Source organism: Bacteroidales bacterium, from assembly GCA_035647615.1.
In the GTDB taxonomy this organism is placed as follows: domain Bacteria; phylum Bacteroidota; class Bacteroidia; order Bacteroidales; family 4484-276; genus SABY01.
On the sequence record DASRND010000038.1, the window covers coordinates 112,010 to 132,260 of the forward strand.

Here is a 20,251-nt window from a genome sequence, read left to right on the forward strand (position 1 = left end):
TACCTTACTGTTTTTATTCTATCAGATAGAATTAGTTGTTAAACAATGCATAAATAGTGTCCAGCGAACTCTCAAGCATCAGAATCTGCTGTGCATGCAACAAGTCGTAAGTGTTGATGCTTGCTGAGTTTTGGTATTTCACATTTTTCAAATTGCGCGACGAGAGGTAAACATTTTCACGTGTCTCGGGGGTTAGCAACAGAACTTTTTTGCCTTCCAGCTCAAAGTTTTTCAGCAACTTGATAAAATCCTTTGTTCTGGGAGCATCAAAGTTGAAGTCTTCGAGGATGGTGATTTGGTTGTCACCAGCTTTGTAAGACAGTGCCGACTTGCGTGCCAGTTTTTTGAGTTTCTTGTTCAGTTTGAAACCATGCACGGCAGGTCTTGGGCCAAATACGCGACCACCACCTCTGAAGAGCGGGCTCTTGATAGAACCAGCGCGAGCAGTTCCTGTGCCTTTTTGCTTTTTCAGCTTGCGCGTACTTCCTGATATCTCGTTTCTTTCTTTACTCTTGTGCGTACCCTGGCGTTTGCGCGCCATGATCTGCTTCACATCGAGATAAATCGCATGGTCGTTGGGCTCGATACCAAAAATGGCATCGTCGAGAGCTACACTGCGATCGGTAACCTCTCCTGTAATTTTATAAACTTTTAGCTCCATCTTTCCACTATTACATATGATCCGTTGGCTCCTGGTACAGAACCTTTCACGAGAATGAGATTATTTTCTTTGTCGATTTTGATCACCTGCAGGTTGATCATCTTAGCGTGGGTGTTACCCATTTGGCCGGCCATACGCATACCTTTAAATACGCGTGAGGGCCACGATGAAGCACCTATCGAACCCGGGGCACGTAAACGATTGTGCTGACCGTGCGTTTGGCCACCCGAACCAGCAAATCCATGGCGTCGAACAACACCTTGAAAACCTTTACCTTTGGTAATTCCTGCTACGTCGATGTATTCGCCTTCGATAAAGATGCTGGCATCCAAGGTTTCACCAACTTTCTTCTGGTGTCCGGGCTCAAAACGCGTAAATTCTCTAACGATCTTCTTGGGCGAAACTCCTGCTTTGGCAAAATGCCCTTTGAGCGCCTTGGTGGTATGCTTATCTTTCTTTTCGTCAAAAGCAACCTGTATAGCCTCATAGCCGTCAGTTTTCTTGGTCTTGATTTGCGTAACCACGCAGGGACCGGCTTCGATAACCGTTACCGGTATATTTTTTCCCGACTCATCAAAAACGGCGGTCATTCCTATCTTTCTTCCTATTATTCCAGACATTATTTACTAATGTTTAATTTTTTCGAAACTCTTTTATTATCATCCAGCTTAACCAATCATCATACTTTGATCTCCACTTCTACTCCACTGGGCAGCTCAAGCTTCATCAATGCGTCGATAGTTTTGGTAGTTGAACTGTAGATATCGAGCAGTCGCTTGTACGAAGACAATTCGAATTGCTCTCTGGATTTTTTGTTCACAAAAGTGGAACGGTTCACCGTGAATATCTTTTTATTCGTTGGCAATGGGATCGGGCCACTTACTACAGCTCCTGTGCTCTTTACAGTTTTTACAATCTTCTCGGCTGAATTGTCAACCAGGTTATGATCGTATGATTTAAGCTTTATTCTAATCCTTTGACTCACCTTGATTATGTTTTAGTGTTTATTGGAACTCTAAACTTTTACTACGTATCCTTTAATTTTATACAGAACGTCTTCTAACAAATCGTGCGGCAGTTCTGCAAAATGCGAAAACTCCATGCTTGAGCTGGCACGTCCCGAAGAGAGGCTGCGCAATGTGGTAACATATCCAAACATGCCTGCCAGCGGCACCTGCGCATGCAACACCTGGAAATTAACCTTTGACGTAACATCTTCTATCTGTCCACGACGCTTGTTGAGGTCGCCGCTGATGTCGCCAATGTAAAGATCAGGAGTCAAAACCTCCAGTTTCATTATTGGCTCCAACATGATCAGCTTCATCTTTTTGGTTGCATTGCGAAAACCAATGTTAGCAGCAATTTCAAAAGCTAACTGGTCGCTGTCGACAGGATGGGTAGTGCCATCTTGCAAAACCACTTTCATGCTGAAAACGCCGAAACCTGCCAAAGGACCATTGAGCATTGCCATGCTAAATCCTTTGCGCACAGCTTCGATGTATTCTTTGGGAAGACGTCCGCCTTTTACTTCGCTAACAAACTGCAAACCTGTGATGCCTTCGTCGGCAGGACCAATCTCAAAAGTAATATCGGCAAACTTGCCCCGGCCACCGGTTTGTTTTTTATAAACTTCCTGATGGGTAACGGTGCTGGCAAATGCCTCTTTGTAAGCTACCTGCGGCTTACCGCGGTTGCTCTGTATATTATATTCACGGCGCAAGCGATCCACGATTATGTCGAGGTGCAGCTCGCCCATTCCACTAATTACGAGTTGTCCGGTTTCCTGGTCGGTTTTAATTTTGAAGGTAGGATCTTCGTCTGCGATCTTTCCAAGTGCCTCGATGAGCTTTTCAAAATCATCCTGTGTTTTGGGCTCTACAGCCATTGTAATTACAGGCTCCGGGAAATTGATATTTCCAAGAACGATGGGAGCCTCAACAGCACACAAAGTATCGCCTGTACGAATTTCTTTAAAACCTACCAAAGCTCCTATGTCGCCGGCTTCGAGCATTTCAACAGGATTTTGCTTGTTGGCGTGCATCTGCATGATACGCGATATGCGCTCTTTTTTGCCGGTGCCGGTATTGAGTATTTGCATGCCGGCTTTAAGTGTTCCTGAATAAACCCGGATAAAAGCAATTTTGCCAACGTAAGGATCAGCAGAAATTTTGAAAGCTAAGGAGGCAAATTCTTTGTCAGGATCAGGAGCACGCTCTTCCTGTTTTTCGGTGTAAGGATTAATTCCTATTACCGGTGGCAGGTCGATGGGTGAAGGCAAATAAGCAGTCACGGCATCCATCAGGTTTTGGATACCTTTATTTTTAAATGCTGATCCACATAGCACCGGGGTTATCCGCATTTCAAGCGTGGCCTTGCGAACGGCGCCAATCATTTCATCGGTAGTGAGAGAAGTGGGATCGGCAATAAATTTATTGAGCAGCTCGTCGCTCTCTTCGGCAATGCCTTCGATGAGGCTTGCGCGATGGGAGGCGACAGTTTCTTTAAGGTCGTTAGGAATTTCAATTTCATTAAATACCATTCCTTTGGAGGTCTCGTCCCAGGCGTAAGCCTTGTTGGTAATCAAATCGACAATGCCTCTAAAATCATCTTCGGCGCCAATAGGTATTTGCAACGGAATGGGGTTGGCTCCCAGCTTTTCGCGAATGTCGCTAACAGCTTTTAAGTAATCGGCGCCGGTACGATCCATTTTATTAATAAAACAGATACGCGGCACATTGTATTTATCGGCCTGACGCCAAACAGTTTCGCTTTGGGGTTCCACGCATCCTACTGCACAAAAAACCACTACAGCTCCGTCGAGCACGCGCAGTGCGCGTTCTACTTCAACAGTAAAATCGACGTGCCCGGGGGTATCGATGATGTTGACTTTGTAATGGTTGTTGTGGAAATCCCAAAAAACGGTAGTTGCAGCAGAATTGATGGTAATGCCGCGCTCCTGCTCCTGGATCATAAAATCCATGGTAGCAGCGCCATCGTGCACCTCGCCCATCTTGTAGTTGATGCCGGTGTAATACAGGATACGTTCGGTCGTAGTGGTCTTACCCGCATCAATGTGCGCCATTATCCCGATGTTCCTAATATGTTGTAAACCGTGTGGCATCGCCAGTTATTATTTCTGCTTTATTATGGTGTTAATATTAAAATCTAAAATGTGAGAATGCTTTGTTGGCTTCGGCCATGCGATGGATATCTTCCTTACGCTTGTAGGCACCACCTTCTTCTTTGAAACCGGCCAATATTTCGCTGGCAAGTTTGCGTGCCATCGATTTCTCGTTCCGTTTCCGGGCAAACGAGATCATGTTTTTCATGCCGATGGATTGTTTACGTGAAGCCGGGATTTCGGTAGGTATCTGAAAAGTAGCACCCCCGATACGACGGCTGCGTACCTCTACAGCAGGTGTAACGTTGGCAAGAGCTTTTTTCCATACTTCCAGAGTATCCTCCTCTTTCGATTTTTCGGCTACAATCTCCATAGCATCATAAAAAATCTTGAAAGCAAGGTCTTTCTTTCCGCAAAGCATCAGGTTGTTAATAAATTTTGTAACAACGATATCATTGAACTTCGGGTCGGGAAGAATGATTCTCTTTTTTGGTTTAGCTTTCCTCATTGTATTGTGAATTAAATCCTTTTACCTGAATGACTATTTCTGTTTAGGCTTCTTGGTTCCATATTTCGAACGACGCTGTGTACGGCCTTCAACTCCGGAAGTATCCAGTGCACCGCGGATGATGTGATAACGCACACCTGGCAGGTCTTTCACACGACCGCCACGGATCATCACGATGGAGTGCTCCTGCAGGTTGTGACCTTCGCCAGGAATGTAGGCGTTCACCTCTTTTTGGTTGGTAAGCCTTACCCTTGCCACTTTGCGCATAGCCGAATTAGGCTTCTTGGGTGTGGTAGTGTAAACACGAACACAAACGCCACGGCGCTGCGGACACGAATCCAAAGCAGGCGATTTACTCTTCTCGGTTAATCTCTTGCGGCCCTTACGAACCAACTGTTGTATTGTAGGCATATTCGAACTTTGGTTTAATTTCTGCTAGTTAGCCCCACTTTTTTGGGGGTGCAAAAGTACAAAAAAAATTAAACAAACTATCTCCACCTGAATTTTTTTCAGATTAAAAAAACTACGTCAAGTGTGGTGGGAAATAAAAAGGAGGGATACTAATATTCTCCGAGGCAAAATGAGCATCCTACTGCGGAAGCACATTAGAAACCTTTTACTACCTCATTTTATCAGGTTTCCTTTAAATTTCTCTTCTCACTCTGCTCTTGCTTCGGCATAAATGCTTTGGTCAAAAGCGGGCACAAAAGTACACTCAATTATTTAAAAACAAAATTTATTTTCCTTTTTTATCAATTTATTTCTAACCGATGCCTAAAAAGTCTGCTAGGTCAACACTTCAGAGGGTTCTTACAATTCCTTTACAACACAAATCATTTAATAATAACTGAAAACTAACGCCTGTTACCGTAAAATAGTAACTTTGACCGGCATAAAAACATTTCCGGCTACCGGCAAAAAGGGTACACCACAAAGCCGAAATCAGATTTTAAAATACGGGTATGAAAACTATTGTTAGTTTGCTATTGGTATTATTTTCAATGCAATCATTTGCTTCTGTCAACATCGACAGCCTTTTGGATGCAGCCCGCAACACAAAATATTCCGACTCACTACGCCTCGAAACTTACGAGGATATCACCCGGAAACTCATCAACACCAATGGCGATTCCTGCCGCATGTTTTGCCAGGAAGGTGCCGAGCTGGCCAAGGGTGCAGGCAATGCGGTGTTTGAATTTTCTTTTTATGCACGCATCGGAAGATCCTACTACTACGAAGGCAATTATGGTGAGATAGCTCATTATTGGACGGAAGCGCTGCGGGTGAGCGAGGCCTCAGGCGATCCCTTTATTATCTCTCAGTCGCTCAACAATCTCGGCGTACTTTATCAAAGCATTCAGCCCGATTCCGAAAAAGCCATTGAATATTATACCAGAGCGGTCGAATACAAAAAACTGATCAACGACACCGCTTCGATGTTGATGACACGAATGAACATTGGTGTTATTTATATGGAAGCCTTACGCCTGCAGGAGGCGCAGCAGGTTTTTGATGAACTGTTGCCTATGGTTGAATTTCTAAAAAAACCAAAGCAGAAATATTCGCTGTACACTAATGTTGCAGCCAACTACGGTAAAATTGCCAGTGAACAAAATGTACGAAAATATTTTTACGAAGCTTTGAAGTATTATTTCCTGGCTGAAAGCGAGTTGAACAAAGCCGACAATACTTATCATCGTACAATACTTATGCTCAATATTGGCGATACTTATTTGCAACTCGACGATTATGATAATGGTTTTAAGTACCTCAACGAAAGCCTGAGATTAGCACGTAAAAATAACGCTACCGAAAGGCGACTCGCGGTTTACATGGTGATGCGTAATCACTACGTGTCGATGAGAGATTATAAAAAGGCTTATTTCTATCAGGATTCGGTAACTATGATGAATGCTGAAATTAATAAACTCGAAGCCTCGAAAGCACTGGATGAAATAACCACCCGCTACGAAACAGAAAAAAAAGAAGCCGAAAATCAACGTCTTCAGAGACGGATGAGCAGAGAGGAAGAAAGGAGCCGACGCATCGTAATCATCAACTATATTTTTCTGGCTGTAACCATTCTGCTGGCAATTTTTGTACTTGTTGTCACCATATTAATAACACAAAATAAAAAACGCAACCGGTTATTGCTAAAATCGCAACGCGAACTGGAGGAGCTTAACCAGGATTTAAAGCGCTCGAATGAGGAAACCGAACGGGCTCTTGCGTTTCGGTCACAGTTTATGGCCAATATGAGTCATGAAATCAGAACCCCACTCAACATCATTATTGGTTTTAATACTTTTTTAAATAAAAACATCGACGACCCACAACTAAAGAAATACACTGAATCCATCGAGGTGAGCAGCTACAACCTGCTTCGTTTTCTTAACGACATTCTGGATATGTCGAAGCTAGAGGCCAACCGTGTAACCCTTAACAGCGACCGGGTGAATCTTAGATTTTTGATACAAGGCATCCGCGAGTTGTTTGTTCTCAAATCCCAGAATAAAGAGATTGCCTTTCTTCTGGAAATAGATAAAAGCGTGCCGCACGAAGTAATTCTGGATGAAGTAAGGCTGCGGCAAATAGTGATGAACCTTGTGGGAAATGCCATCAAATTTACCGATACGGGATATGTAAAAGTAAAGATAGATTGCCCGGATTCCAACAATTTCAGTGCACAGATGGCGGGTAAAACCAACATCAGGATACAAATTGAAGACACTGGCATTGGTATCGATGCCGACGATCACGAAATTGTTTTTGAGCCTTTCAGGCAGGTGAACCTGAAAGAGCAGAAAAAATTAGGTGGATCGGGACTTGGTTTGGGCATTTCGCGTCGGCTCACCGAAATCATGAATGGCCACATTTCGCTAACGAGCGTCAAAGGCAAAGGCAGCACCTTTACGGTAATTTTTGAGGATGTTCCTGTGGTTTACGAAATCAGCTCTGCCACACCTCCGGCACCAGGGCGGTCGGCTCAGCCTGTGTACGATTTCAAGAACAGCCTGCTGTTGGTTGCCGACGACGAAGAGATGAACCGCGATCTCATTAAAACATGTTTTGAAAAATATAACCTCAGAATTATAGAAGCCGAAAATGGTGCACAAGCCATCGAGATGACAAAACAACACAAGCCCGATCTGATTTTGATGGATATAAAAATGCCGATAGTCGATGGGATAGAAGCAGCAAGCGCAATAAACAATGATCCTGAAATTAGCAAAATAAAGATTTTGGCTTTTTCAGCCTCCGATATTTTCGATCAGATACCCCGGAAAGAACATGAATGTTTTTCAGGTCTCATCACCAAACCCATCATCCTGGAGGAACTTTACAATAAAACTGCCGAAATATTGCCGCACACCATTTCATTTAGCGAAAGCGCTGACGAACTCTAAATACCTCTTCTCATGACTCCGCTGTAACAAAGTCAGGACGGGTCGCCATGATCAAGACGGCGCCTCGGAGCATATTGAATTTCCAAGATCCTATTCCTCTCCGGCAGGCACTCCATAAAGATCGAAGGCTTCGACACCAGTAATTTTTATCTCATAGAAATTACCCGGTGTCAGTTTGTGGACTTCAGATATCAACACTTCGTTGTCCACCTCCGGCGAATCGTACTCGGTACGTCCCACCCAAAAACCTCCCTCTTTGCGGTCGATAATGGTTTTGTACACCTTGCCTATACGCTGGCTATTTAGCTCCAGCGAAATACTTTCCTGCAACGCCATCAGCTCCTGTGCACGCTCCTGTTTTATTTCCTCCGGCACATCGTCGACAAGGGAATAAGCGGGCGTATCTTCTTCGTGCGAATAGGTGAACACGCCCATCCTTTCGAACTTCTGCTCTGCCACAAATTGTTTCAAAGCCTTAAAGTCCTCATTAGTTTCGCCGGGAAACCCAACGATGAGTGTGGTGCGCAATGCCACCCCAGGGACAGCTTCACGTATTTTTTGCAAAAGCTCCCGCATTTGACCGGTGGTGTGCCCACGGTGCATCTTTTGTAAAATGGGATCAGAAAAATGTTGTAAAGGAATGTCGAGATAGCGACAGATGACGGCTTGTTTGCGCATTACATCCAAAACATCCATCGGGAAACCGGCAGGATAAGCGTAGTGAAGCCTGATCCATTGCACGCCGGGAATGGCTGCCAGCTCGCGCACTAAGTCGGCCAGGGCACGGCGACGATAAATATCAAGACCGTACCAGGTGATATCCTGCGCAATAAGTATCAGTTCTTTTACACCTCCGGCAACAAGAAAACGGGCTTCGGCTACCAGACTTTCGATGGTGCGCGAAATATGTTTGCCCCGAATGAGCGGGATGGCGCAAAAAGCGCAGTTGCGGTCGCAGCCCTCCGAAATTTTAAGATAGGCATAATGTGGGGGGGTCGTTACCGAGCGCTCACCAAGAAGCTCTTTGCGGTAATTAACCTGCAAATCTTTGAGAATGACGCCAAGATCGGAAACACCATAAAAAGCATCCACCTCATGAATTTCGGCTTCGAGCTGCGTTTTGTATCGTTGCGACAAGCAGCCCATCACATACAAACGATCAATTTTACCGGCTTTTCGCGCTTGCGCAAATTGCAAAATCATATCTATCGACTCTTCTTTGGCATCGTTGATAAAGCCACAGGTGTTGATGATAACGATACCGCTTTTCACCTCTGCAGCATCGTGTCGAACGCTGTATCCACCAGCTTTTAACTGATACGACAGCACCTCGGAGTCAACCACATTTTTGGAACAACCCAGGGTGATGATGTGAATATCCTGATGGGATTTTTTTGTTAACAACTAAAAATGATTTTTTATTAAAAGCCAGCCTCTAAAAAGGTTTCCAATACCTTCGATTTCAATTTTCTAATCTCTAACTCGCAAAGAGCGAATCCACAAATTCATTTTTATTAAAAATCTGAAGGTCTTCAATTTTTTCGCCGATACCGATATACTTTACAGGGATCTTAAACTGATCTGAAATCCCGATAACAACGCCACCTTTGGCCGTACCATCGAGTTTGGTAAGCGCCAGAGCGTTTACCTCGGTAGCTGCCGTAAACTGCCGTGCCTGCTCTATGGCGTTTTGGCCGGTGGAGGCATCCAGCACCAGCAAAATTTCATGCGGGGCATTGGCCACCACTTTTTTCATCACCATTTTTATCTTGGTCAGCTCGTTCATCAGGCCAATTTTGTTGTGCAGCCGTCCGGCAGTGTCGATGATCACCACATCATAATTTCCGGCAACAGCCGATTTGAGTGTATCGAAGGAAACAGAGGCCGGATCGGCGCCCATTCCCTGACTTACGATAGAAACGCCGGCACGCTCTGCCCAAATAGTGAGCTGATCGACGGCAGCAGCTCTAAAAGTATCGGCAGCGCCCAGAAGCACTTTTTTTCCGGCGCTTTTAAATTGGTGCGCAAGCTTGCCTATGGTGGTAGTTTTACCTACACCATTTACGCCCACCACCATAATAACATAGGGTTCAGGACGTGGGGCAAAATCGAATGGGAGCAAAACCCCACTTTCATTTTCAGCAAGCAGTCCGGCAATCTCTTCTTTCAACAAGCGATTGAGTTCGGAAGCGCCCACATACTTATCGCGGGCCACGCGTGCCTCAATGCGCTCGATGATCTTCAGCGTGGTGGTTACACCCACGTCGGAAGTAACCAGGATTTCCTCCAAATTGTCGAGCACCTCGTCGTCGACCTTGGTTTTTCCGGCAACGGCTTTTGTAAGTTTCGAAAACACGCTGGCCTTGGTTTTCTCCAGGCCCTCGTCGAGTTTCTCTTTTTTCTTTTTCGAAAACACATTAAAAAGTCCCATAATTCGGTGGTTTTATTTTTTGTTTGTACCCATACAAAAAAAGCCTTCCCCGGTAGCGGAAAAGGCTCATCTATCATTTCCCGGTAAGGGAACGATATTATTTTTTACCAATGAACTCCTGCACCTTATCGTTAGGAATTATGTCTTCCTTGAAGGTGTATGCTCCGGATTTTGCAGATTTTACAACCTGTATCACCTTTGCGAAGTCCTTACTGATAGATTGCAGCGAAGCAACAACTTTCTTTGCCATATCGTACTATTTTTATTTGATTTCTCTGTGAACGGTCATTTTTTTCATAATCGGATTGTACTTCTTCAGTTCCAATCTTTCCGGTGTATTCTTCTTGTTTTTAGTAGAGATGTACCGTGATGTTCCGGGCAAACCACTGGTTTTGTGCTCGGTGCATTCCATGATTACCTGGATGCGTGCGTCTTTAGATTTTTTTGCCATTTGTCTGTTTCCTTCAATATTTTTCTGGCCGGCAAAAGTAGTTACTAATTTTTAGATGGCCAATTTATTTTCTGATTTTTTTTTAAAAGAACTCAATTTTAACTATTCATCGAAATTAAAAACTCTTCGTTTGTCTGTGTAAATCGCATCTTATCTTTAAGAAACTCCATGGCTTCTATGGTGTTCATATCGGCCAGGTGGTTGCGTAATATCCAAATACGTTGCAGGATTTCCTTGTCGAGCAGCAGGTCGTCGCGGCGGGTACTTGAGGCCACAATGTCGATGGCAGGATAAATGCGTTTGTTGGAGAGCTTGCGGTCGAGCTGCAGCTCCATGTTTCCGGTACCTTTAAACTCCTCGAAGATCACCTCGTCCATTTTCGATCCGGTGTCGATGAGCGCTGTAGAGATAATGGTGAGTGAGCCGCCATGTTCGATTTGTCGTGCTGCCCCAAAGAAACGTTTGGGTTTGTGCAGTGCGTTGGCTTCTACCCCACCTGAGAGCACTTTGCCCGATGCCGGCGACACCGTATTATAGGCGCGCGCCAGGCGGGTGATGGAATCGAGCAGAATCACCACGTCGTGGCCACACTCAGTGAGACGCTTGGCTTTTTCGAGAACGATGTTGGCAATTTTAACGTGCCGGTCGGCAGGCTCGTCAAAAGTACTGGCAATCACTTCGGCTCTTACGCTGCGTGCCATATCGGTAACCTCCTCGGGGCGCTCGTCGATGAGCAAAACAATCATATATACTTCCGGGTGGTTGTAGGCGATGGCATTGGCAATTTCCTTAAGCAAAACGGTTTTTCCGGTTTTGGGCTGTGCCACAATCAGACCGCGCTGGCCTTTGCCGATGGGAGTAAACATATCGATAATCCGTGTCGAAATGGTTTCGCCGGGATGTCCGGTGAGGTTGAATTTTTTCTCCGGGAAAAGTGGCGTCAAAAAATCAAACGGGATGCGGTCGCGGGCTTCTTCAGGGGTGCGGCCATTGATCTTTTCTACTTTGATCAGCGGAAAATATTTCTCCCCTTCTTTTGGCGGGCGAATAGCACCACGCACAGTATCGCCGGTTTTCAGGCCAAAAAGTTTTATCTGCGATTGCGACACATAAATATCATCAGGCGAGTTGAGATAGTTGTAATCAGCCGAACGTAAAAACCCGTATCCATCCTGAATCACTTCCAGTACACCCTCTGTAACCACTGCGCCATCGAGCTCTGCAGCCACATTTTTATTCTGACGCTGCTGATCACTGGTACGCTGAGGCTGATGATGTTCGTCAGTATTGCCAGTATCGGGCACGTTGTCGGAGGAACGTTTGTCTGTTTGACGATTACCTTTATCTATGGAGCGATTATCTTTATCTGAAGAACGATTGTCTTTATCTGAAGAGCGATTTTCAGGTGGCGCTTTTGGTTTATCCTCAGAAGGCGATGCCTGTTTATTTTCACGGCGTTCAAAGCGGGGGGCGTTTTGATCCTTGTCGCTGCGCTGCTTATGATCGCGACGAACAGGACGCTCCTGCTGCACCGGTGCTTTTTCGGTTTTTGCTTCAGCAGCAGCAGGCACTACTTTGGCTTCAATTGGCGGTTGCCCGCCAGTGTTACTTGAAGCCAGCTTCTCTTTTACCGGCTCCGGATTGATGCGACGGCGACGGCTGCGATCTTGATTGCGGGAATCATAACCAGTACCCTTAGCTTCCGGTGCTCCGTTTGTACGGCTCTTTTGATCTGGTTTCTCAGGAGGGTTTAGCGCCTGATGATCTAAAATTTTGTAGATCAGATCCTGCTTCTTAAGGTTATTGATTTTACTAATGTCCAAATCTTTGGCTATTTGCTTCAACTCGGTGAGCAATTTGCCGTTCAATTCGATAATATCGTACATGAATGTAAATTTTGTTGTTCTGAAATTTTGTTGTTCTCCGGGCAGCACCATCAGGCAACTACCCGGAAATTCAGTGCTGTTATTAATAAAATGACTGCTGCAATTGCCGACTGCATCTTTTCGTATGCTCTGAAAGAGCTAATAAATGTTGCTGGTGGACAATAAAGAACTGAATGATATTCAACTACCTAAACAGCAGTACTTTTATAATTTGCATTGAAAAGTAAAAAGGAAATTTATCAAAGAAAATTAGATAAATAATTGATAAAAGATTAAGTTTCAAGACGGCAAAGATAATTATTTTTAATAGCGATGCATTTTAAGCTAAATTTTTTAATTTTTATTTTATTACAAATGCTGACAACGTAAACTGCTCAAAAAAGTAAATGATCGTATATTTGCCGCGCTTTATTTTTTATAATTCAAAATTTATCCTCACATGCTACAACGTATTCAATCGGTATTTCTTTTCATGGTGGTCGTCTTCGGTGTAATGACGCTTTTGCTGCCTATCGCCGGATTCACGGGCGAAATGAACATGCTCAGGTTTTATCTTTACTCTGTCGAAGAGTTATCTCCGGCACCTTTTGGCGATGCCACATCAGCTTTTGGCCGCTGGTTTACGCTGCCACTTGCACTGGGCCAGTTTCTAATCATCCTCATTGCCTTTATCACCATCTTTCAATACAAGCGGCGCATGCTGCAAATCAGGCTGAACCTGCTGAATATCTTTTTGAATGTGTTGCTCATCGGAGGCATTTTCTATTATGCAAACTTGCTCGAAACAGCTTCGGGAGTTACAGCCGATTATCAGATAGCCACAATCTTTCCGCTTTTATCACTGGTAATGATTTTTTTGGCCAACCATTTCATCCGCAAAGACGAGAAGCTGATACGTTCGTCCAACCGCCTGCGCTAGCGCAAGGCTCTCGTTTTCTCGAATATTTCCAGATTTTTGATCTCTTTCCCGTCGATGTCAAATCGCATCATGGTGATTACGTTGTGAAAACCTGAATTGCCGGCAGCCCCGGGGTTGAGATGCAACAGATTGTGCTTTTTGTCATAAATCACTTTGAGAATATGCGAATGGCCTGAGATGAATATGGCCGGATATTCTTTTGCTATAATGCGCCGGGCTTCGGGAGAGTATCTGCCTGGATATCCACCAATGTGTATCATCGCCAGCTTTGTGTCTTCTATTTTATCAATAAAAACCTCCGGACATTGCAGGCGCAAATCATGGTCATCAATATTACCATACACTGCTTTTACCTCGGCGAACTTACGCAATTCATCAAGAACGGATACGGAACCAATATCGCCGGCGTGCCATATCTGGCTACAGCCCGAAAAAAAATCGGCAGCACTTTCCGGGAAGCTTCCGTGGGTATCGCTTAAAAGTCCGATGCGTGTCATCCGTTATATTTGGTTGGCATTGTTGGAAGGAACGTACTGATGCTTGTTTTGATTGCTCAGGCTAAAGGTAATTTTTAGGGTCAGCACAGTGCGAACAGCCTCTCCGGCTTTGATGCCCGGAAACCAGCGCATCATTTTCAACAGCCGGATGGCCTCCTCATTGCAACCTGCACCCACACTTTGCAGCACCTTAATGTTGCTCACATTTCCTGAAGGCTCAGCCACGAAATAAAGCTCTACCGTACCCGTAACACCTTGTTTCAGAGCTGCGTCAGGATATTGAAGATGTTGATTGATGAAATCAGAAAAATTAGTAGCCATTTCATCAAACAATGGATGCGGTGACACATCAAGTTGCTGCACAGGATATATTTCTACCGAGACACTCACCGGCTCATGCGGATAAGATACCTGATCGTAGCTGCGCTGGCGCACACAACGTTTGTATTTTTTCAAATTAAAATCAAATGGAATCTCCTGCTGCTGGTCGATATACACACCGTTGGCCATCGCCGGAACCCATTGCAGCAAATGGAAAAGCCGCAGTGCTTCTTCGTCGAGATTCTTACTTACGCTTTTTACAACACGTGCATCTGCAATGCTGCCATGACTTTTTACTGTGAAGGCAATTATTACAGTACCCTCCTGCTTTGCTTCACGCGCTGCCGCCGGATAGACCATTTCAGTCCTCATGAGGTCGCGCATAGCCGACTTGCCGCCATAAGGGTGTGCATCTACAAAAGTGCCCATTTGCGCATCCGCCGGCAATGCCGCAAGCAATATCATCAACAATTGGCAAATTTTTGAAATCATACCACTCATTGTTTTTATGGGTAAAAATTAATAACGGCTTAAAGGTAAAATAATTTTGATATCCCGAACCGTCTGCAGCTACACATTTTTTAATATTTTTATCGCAAATTTAAACTATGGATTTATTGTTCACACTCATAATGGTTGCTGCCGGCCTGGCCGTTGGGGGTGTTGGTGGTTTTTTTATTTCGCACCAACGGCTAACTGCAAGCCGTAAACAACACGAATTGACACAGAAACAACTTGGCGATCTCCTCGTCGACCAACGGGTAAATCAGCAGCAGCTAGACGAAAAAACCCGGCAGGCTCTTCAACTCGAAGCAGAACTGGGAACAAACCGGCAGGAGCTTTTGAGTATCTCCACACAACTGGCCTCCAGAGATACACAAATAGATCATCTCAACCTGAAGCTCAGCGAAAACAAGGAGGAACTGGAGAAAATTTACGCTAAGTTTTCGGATGAGTTTAAAAATCTCTCCAATGAAATCCTGTCGCGCGAGAGTCTCCATTTTACCGAAACCAACAAAGCCAACATGGAGCTGCTGCTAAAACCGCTGGGCGAGCGCATCCGTGATTTTGAGAAAAAGATAGAGGAGGTTTATGATAAAGAATCTCAACAACGCTTTTCGCTAAAGGAAGAGGTGGTGCGGCTTGCCGAGCTCAATAAGCAAATGAGCCTGGAAGCGCAAAACCTGACGCAGGCGTTGAAAGGACAGGCCAAAACGCAGGGCGGCTGGGGCGAGATGATCCTGGCGACGCTCCTCGAACAGTCGGGGCTGGTGAAAGGACGCGAGTTTGAAGTGCAGAAATCATTTACCGACCAAACGGGCAGCCGCCTGCAACCCGACGTGGTTCTGCGCCTTCCCGACAACAAAACCGTAGTGATCGACGCCAAAGTTTCGCTCACAGCCTACGAACGCTACGCCAACTGCCAGCAGGAAGAGATGCAAACTGTCGAGCTGAAAAACCATCTGATTTCTGTAAAAAAACATATCGACGAGCTGGCAGCAAAAAACTACCAGCACATCTACCAAATCAACAGCCTCGACTTTGTACTGCTGTTTATGCCCATCGAGCCGGCCTTTATGCTGGCTATGCACCACGATGGCGGATTGTGGAATCATGCTTTCCGGAAAGGCGTGTTGCTGGCAGGCCCGGCTAATTTAATCGCCATTCTGAAAATGACCGCAGCCCTCTGGCAGAAAGAGTATCAAAACCGTAATGTGCTGGAGATTGCCGCGGAAAGCGGAAAACTTTACGATAAGTTTGTTGCATTCGTCGGCGACCTCGACGATATAGGCGATAAACTTAAAGCTGCCCAAAACTGTTACGATAAAGCCTACAACAAACTAAGCACCGGGCGGGGCAACCTTGTGAACCGCGCCGAAAAAATTAAAATGCTTGGCGCACAAACCACACGTGAATTACCAAAAAATCTTCTTGAAAATGGCCAATAACAAACTCATCCATTTATACCACAACCAGTGTTTTGGAAAAACCTTGCTGATCTTAGCTATTATTTTGGCTACAGCCACCTGCAAAACCACCAACCAAACCACCTACACCAATCTGGCTGCACACTATCAGCCGGACGAGGAATCGGCCATCAGCGGTATCCGCATCTTTCACGAAACCGACAGCCTCACACGCGTATATCTGCAATACAGCACCGGTGGGCTGCTCTACCAGCAACCGCCTAACAAAGAATTTCTGCAGGCAAATTATTCCATCAGCTACCAGCTGTTTTCGTCGTACGAATGTAGCACAGTGCTCGACGAGCAGACTTTCCGTTTTTCTGATTCGCTCTATGCAACCAGCGCCGCCGAGCTTACTTTCGATTTTGCCGTGCAGGCTTTTGCCCCCGAAACCTATCTGCTGCAAATACGCTTTGCCGATCTCAACAAAGATGAAGCGGTGCTCTATCCGCGCATGATTTATAAAGCGTCGCCCGGCAACACCCAAAACTTTTTGCCTGTGGACGAAAATGGCGCCATCGTTTACACCGACTGGATTAGTTGGAAAACCAAGTTCAATGTGAGAACCAACCGCCGCGACCTGGGCAAAATGGTGGTGAGTTATTTTGAAGAATCGTTTCCACCTGCAATTCCGCCCTTTGCGGGAAGTCATCCTGAAGCCTACCAATACCGCCCACAAAAAACAACGCTGTTACCTTTGGCGAACGGCCAAAGCGAATATGTGCAATATGTTAAAGAAGGAATCTATCATTTTCAAAACGACACCACACAGCGCGAAGGACTGACGCTTTTTCGTTTTTACGATGATTACCCGGAAGTAACGCGGCCGAAGCAGATGGTGGAACCGTTGCGCTATCTTACCTCCAACACCGAATTTAAACAACTCGAACAATCCCTTGACCCGCGCCAGGCCATCGACAGCTTTTGGGTAGCTACAGCGGGCAATCCAGAACGCGCCACCGAACTTATCCGCGATTATTACAGTCGGGTGCAGTATGCCAACCGCTACTTTACTTCCCACAAAGAAGGCTGGAAAACCGACCGCGGCATGCTGTACATTATTTATGGTGCGCCCTCCACGGTTTATCGCCGCAAGGATATCGAGACATGGATTTATGGCAAACAGGGCAACAGGGTATTTCTGCGTTTCGACTTTATCCGCGCCATCAATCCTTTTACCAACAACGACTTCGAGCTGCAACGCGACCCACAGTTTAAAGAACAATGGTACAACGCCGTCTATTTCTGGCGACGGTAGGAATAAGTCGGGATCGCGCATGGTGCCTGGCGCATGGCGCATGACGCAGGTGGTTGAGTTCGCAGTCTTAGTTATATCAATGAGGTGATTTGAAAACTGTGACAGAAAGAATCTCAGGGCTGCCATCCCTTGCAGGGCATGGCATCCCGGAATTAAAAAAAATCTGCGACAACCGAAGCTGCCACAGGTTTTTTCTTTTTTAACAATTAAATCCTACAAGAAAATCCGGTGCGAAGCTTTTGCCGATTTCAACTCGTCGCTGAAATCATAGATTACGGGTACACCTTTAAAAGAGGCTGTAATATTCACATTGTTGCTGGCTGCACCTTCAAAGCTAAAAGTGTAGGTTGTTTCGCTTTTTTCGACGGTTAGCTTGCCACCGGTAACGTCGTAATAGGTTCCATCTCCGGTAACGGTGTTTCTCCCCACCACGGCTGATTCAATGTAGAAGGTTCCGGGATTTTCGGTCTCGTCAACATCATAGGTATAAACGTCACTGCTGAGCATTTCATCGGTAGCCGTAAATATTTCAAAACTAATTCCATGCCCAACACCTGTAATAGAAAAGATCCCATTTACCTCATTTAATACCAACCCCGGTGAAAGCAATAGCAGTTCAGTAAAACCCGTGCCTGAATACAGGCCATAACTCATAATAACTGCCTGCGACAACTCATAATTGTTGTCGGCTATGGTCATGTGGTTGGAGGGCGTTTTGTCGTCATCGTCATCTTTGCAGCCGGGAACCAGCACAATTGCTACTAAGAGCAACATTAAAAACATTCTGAACTTTTTCATAGGATTTAAAATTTAGTGGTTATTGATTTTAAAAAGGCAATCGAAAAAAATTGAAAGCATTGTTAGACGCGCAAAGCCACGATTATGTTACCGCGGCAGCGAAGCTATCTCGCGAATAGCTTCGATGGCAGCATCCACGTGGGCTTCCTCGTTGAGCGGCCCAATGCTCATGCGCACGGTGCCATGTATTTTGTCGGTACCCAGCGCTGCATGTGCCAGCGGAGCGCATTGCAGCCCGGCGCGGACAGCAATGTTGTAATCCACATCCAGCATCATTCCCACGTCGGCGGCCTTCAGCCCTTCGATGTTGATACTCAGCACCGGATTCTGGTTTTCGGTATTATTACCACAATACAAAACTGCCCGATCCATCTCTTTCACAGCGTTGCGCAACTTGTCGTAAAGCAGATACTCCTGGCGGTGCAGCTTTTCCATTCCCTGTTCGAGCAGCCATTTGGTGCCGGCATACAGTCCGGCCACACCTAAGATGTTGAGTGTGCCGCATTCGAGGCGGTAAGGATATTCGGTGAGATGAGTTTTTTGTGCAGAGCGCACCCCCGTGCCACCAAAGCGGGTTCCGCGCACGGGCAAATCCTTAGTAACGTATGAGCCGCCGATGCCGGTGGGCCCCATCAAACATTTATGACCGGTAAACACCAAGGCGTCGATGCCCATGGCCTGCACATCTATGGGGACAGCGCCTGCACTTTGGCTGGCATCCACCACGAAAATAACCCCCAGTTGCTTGCAAATGGCACCAATTTCGGCCAGCGGCTGCAATGTGCCAATCACATTAGAACTATGATTTACCACCACCATGCGCGTGTTTTTACGGATGGCTTTGCGAATGTCGTCGGGATGCACGTAGCCATTGGCATCGAAAGCCACGTGGGTAGTTTCGATAATTCCATCCTGCGTAAGATGGTACAACGGCCGCAGCACCGCGTTGTGCTCAAGCAGGGTGGTCACCACATGATCGCCTTTGCGCGCCAGTCCTTGCAAAATCATGTTCAAAGAATCGCTGGCATTGTAGCTAAAAGTTAACCGATTGGGATCATCGCCATTAAAGAGTTCGCACAGCAACTTACGGGTATTGTGTACAACTTCCTCAGTTTCGATAGCTGCATCATAGCCGGAGCGTCCCGGACTAACGCCGTGCCGGCGATAAAATTCGTCCATAAACCGATACACCGCCTCGGGCTTGGGAAACGATGTTGCTGAGTTGTCGAGATAGATTAGTTTGCTCATTTTTTATTCACCTGATAATGCAGTAACTTTTGTTGTTGCAATGCGTAAATTATTAAACGCAGCCTTCGGGTTTGGGAAGCCCGGCCACGCGGCAGGCGCCACGCGAAGGCCCCAGCGGAAAAAGCTCATAAATATCGCGCAGCCGCATGCCGCTCTCTTTGCAGATGGTACGGATCATAGGCGCCATGCCTTTTTCCTGGTAGTTGGTGCGAATGATGTTTATCACCACCCAATGTTTATCGGTCAGTTCTTCTATTCCATCTTCGCGGGCAATCGATTGCGCCACCTCAGCATCCCATATCTCAGGGTTTTTCAGGAAACCGCTACTATCAAACTTTAGTTTATGTTCGTCGAATTGTAAAACTGACATGCTATTTGATTTTTAATAATAATTTTAAAACGTCATCTTAAATAAAAAATTCAAAATCCCCATCTCTAACTTCTTCATTCCGGCCTCAGCCTTCACATCCTGTTAAACCATGAAAACAACCGGCAACAAAAAGGGTTTTATAAAAAAAAATTTATGAGAAAAAAGGCCGCCCAACATTTGAATTAACAGCATTTTAATCCATCACTAAAAATTCCGATTTTGGATGTAAAAAGGCGAAAAAAGCTTACCGACCAGCAACAATTTAAGAAAGGACTTTCCCGAAGGTGACACGCGTGCAGGTTCATTCTTATGATTTTATCCAACATTATTAGCCAAACTTATCGGGATTCGTCGTTTGATAGCAATTTTAAAATATTTTTGTTACCGTATTAATTATTTAAAATAAAA

At 45.5% G+C, this 20,251-nt stretch carries 20 protein-coding genes; 4 read left to right on the forward strand and 16 right to left on the reverse strand.

Annotated features, from left to right (window positions below):
* Positions 1 to 31 precede the first annotated feature (31 nt).
* The 6 genes from rplD to rpsL are packed head-to-tail and all read right to left on the reverse strand — an operon-like array spanning position 32 to position 4,701.
* Positions 32 to 661 carry a 50S ribosomal protein L4 gene (gene rplD / locus VFC92_14585; protein ID HZK09408.1) on the reverse strand — a complete coding sequence of 210 codons (630 nt, stop codon included), beginning with the start codon at positions 659 to 661 and terminating at the stop codon, positions 32 to 34.
* Positions 652 to 1,281, reverse strand: a complete 630-nt coding sequence (gene rplC, locus VFC92_14590; protein HZK09409.1) for a 50S ribosomal protein L3 — start codon at positions 1,279 to 1,281, stop codon at positions 652 to 654. The genes rplD and rplC overlap by 10 nt, the downstream gene beginning before the upstream one ends.
* Before the next feature lie 59 nt (positions 1,282 to 1,340).
* Positions 1,341 to 1,646 (reverse strand): 30S ribosomal protein S10, encoded by a 306-nt coding sequence (gene rpsJ, locus VFC92_14595; GenBank protein ID HZK09410.1) that lies wholly within the window; start codon positions 1,644 to 1,646, stop codon positions 1,341 to 1,343.
* Positions 1,647 to 1,676: 30 nt separating this feature from the next.
* Positions 1,677 to 3,782: an elongation factor G gene (fusA, locus tag VFC92_14600; GenBank protein HZK09411.1), complete on the reverse strand. Its 2,106-nt coding sequence runs from the start codon at positions 3,780 to 3,782 to the stop codon at positions 1,677 to 1,679.
* 37 nt (positions 3,783 to 3,819) lie between these two features.
* The gene (gene rpsG, locus VFC92_14605; protein HZK09412.1) at positions 3,820 to 4,290 is read right to left on the reverse strand and encodes a 30S ribosomal protein S7; all 471 of its coding nucleotides are present in this window, start codon (positions 4,288 to 4,290) and stop codon (positions 3,820 to 3,822) included.
* 33 nt (positions 4,291 to 4,323) lie between these two features.
* A complete protein-coding gene (gene rpsL, locus VFC92_14610) occupies positions 4,324 to 4,701 on the reverse strand; it encodes a 30S ribosomal protein S12 (protein ID HZK09413.1) in 378 nt (125 codons plus the stop codon).
* 551 nt (positions 4,702 to 5,252) lie between these two features.
* Here rpsL and VFC92_14615 point away from each other — a divergent pair.
* Complete coding sequence (locus VFC92_14615; GenBank protein ID HZK09414.1) at positions 5,253 to 7,697, forward strand: ATP-binding protein; 2,445 nt, start codon at positions 5,253 to 5,255, stop codon at positions 7,695 to 7,697.
* Positions 7,698 to 7,787: 90 nt separating this feature from the next.
* Here the strand turns inward: VFC92_14615 and rimO are convergent, their stop codons facing one another.
* The 5 genes from rimO to rho all read right to left on the reverse strand — a co-directional run bounded on the left by rimO (position 7,788) and on the right by rho (position 12,465).
* Positions 7,788 to 9,101, reverse strand: a complete 1,314-nt coding sequence (rimO, locus tag VFC92_14620) for a 30S ribosomal protein S12 methylthiotransferase RimO (protein ID HZK09415.1) — start codon at positions 9,099 to 9,101, stop codon at positions 7,788 to 7,790.
* A 73-nt stretch (positions 9,102 to 9,174) separates the two neighbouring features.
* The gene (gene ftsY / locus VFC92_14625; protein HZK09416.1) at positions 9,175 to 10,128 is read right to left on the reverse strand and encodes a signal recognition particle-docking protein FtsY; all 954 of its coding nucleotides are present in this window, start codon (positions 10,126 to 10,128) and stop codon (positions 9,175 to 9,177) included.
* 97 nt (positions 10,129 to 10,225) lie between these two features.
* On the reverse strand, positions 10,226 to 10,378 hold the full coding sequence (locus VFC92_14630; GenBank protein HZK09417.1) for a DUF4295 domain-containing protein: 153 nt from the start codon (positions 10,376 to 10,378) through the stop codon (positions 10,226 to 10,228).
* Between the two features lie 12 nt (positions 10,379 to 10,390).
* On the reverse strand, positions 10,391 to 10,579 hold the full coding sequence (gene rpmG, locus VFC92_14635) for a 50S ribosomal protein L33 (GenBank protein HZK09418.1): 189 nt from the start codon (positions 10,577 to 10,579) through the stop codon (positions 10,391 to 10,393).
* A 98-nt stretch (positions 10,580 to 10,677) separates the two neighbouring features.
* On the reverse strand, positions 10,678 to 12,465 hold the full coding sequence (gene rho, locus VFC92_14640; GenBank protein ID HZK09419.1) for a transcription termination factor Rho: 1,788 nt from the start codon (positions 12,463 to 12,465) through the stop codon (positions 10,678 to 10,680).
* A 439-nt stretch (positions 12,466 to 12,904) separates the two neighbouring features.
* Here rho and VFC92_14645 point away from each other — a divergent pair, with 439 nt between their 5' ends.
* Positions 12,905 to 13,384, forward strand: a complete 480-nt coding sequence (locus VFC92_14645; protein HZK09420.1) for a DUF4293 domain-containing protein — start codon at positions 12,905 to 12,907, stop codon at positions 13,382 to 13,384.
* Here VFC92_14645 and VFC92_14650 read toward each other — a convergent pair.
* Positions 13,381 to 13,881: a metallophosphoesterase family protein gene (locus VFC92_14650; GenBank protein HZK09421.1), complete on the reverse strand. Its 501-nt coding sequence runs from the start codon at positions 13,879 to 13,881 to the stop codon at positions 13,381 to 13,383. The two genes, VFC92_14645 and VFC92_14650, sit on opposite strands and share 4 nt — an antisense overlap.
* A gap of 3 nt (positions 13,882 to 13,884) precedes the next feature.
* Positions 13,885 to 14,694 carry an energy transducer TonB gene (locus VFC92_14655; protein ID HZK09422.1) on the reverse strand — a complete coding sequence of 270 codons (810 nt, stop codon included), beginning with the start codon at positions 14,692 to 14,694 and terminating at the stop codon, positions 13,885 to 13,887.
* A 116-nt stretch (positions 14,695 to 14,810) separates the two neighbouring features.
* On the opposite strand from VFC92_14655, the gene rmuC reads away from it, so the two are divergent.
* The gene (rmuC, locus tag VFC92_14660) at positions 14,811 to 16,151 is read left to right on the forward strand and encodes a DNA recombination protein RmuC (protein ID HZK09423.1); all 1,341 of its coding nucleotides are present in this window, start codon (positions 14,811 to 14,813) and stop codon (positions 16,149 to 16,151) included.
* A complete protein-coding gene (locus VFC92_14665) occupies positions 16,141 to 17,427 on the forward strand; it encodes a GWxTD domain-containing protein (GenBank protein HZK09424.1) in 1,287 nt (428 codons plus the stop codon). The genes rmuC and VFC92_14665 overlap by 11 nt, the downstream gene beginning before the upstream one ends.
* A gap of 213 nt (positions 17,428 to 17,640) precedes the next feature.
* On the opposite strand, the gene VFC92_14670 is transcribed toward VFC92_14665, so the two are convergent.
* The 3 genes from VFC92_14670 to VFC92_14680 all read right to left on the reverse strand — a co-directional run bounded on the left by VFC92_14670 (position 17,641) and on the right by VFC92_14680 (position 19,843).
* Positions 17,641 to 18,225, reverse strand: a complete 585-nt coding sequence (locus tag VFC92_14670) for a hypothetical protein (GenBank protein HZK09425.1) — start codon at positions 18,223 to 18,225, stop codon at positions 17,641 to 17,643.
* 87 nt (positions 18,226 to 18,312) lie between these two features.
* A complete protein-coding gene (locus VFC92_14675; protein HZK09426.1) occupies positions 18,313 to 19,473 on the reverse strand; it encodes an aminotransferase class V-fold PLP-dependent enzyme in 1,161 nt (386 codons plus the stop codon).
* 52 nt (positions 19,474 to 19,525) lie between these two features.
* On the reverse strand, positions 19,526 to 19,843 hold the full coding sequence (locus VFC92_14680; protein HZK09427.1) for a TusE/DsrC/DsvC family sulfur relay protein: 318 nt from the start codon (positions 19,841 to 19,843) through the stop codon (positions 19,526 to 19,528).
* Positions 19,844 to 20,251: the final 408 nt, after the last annotated feature.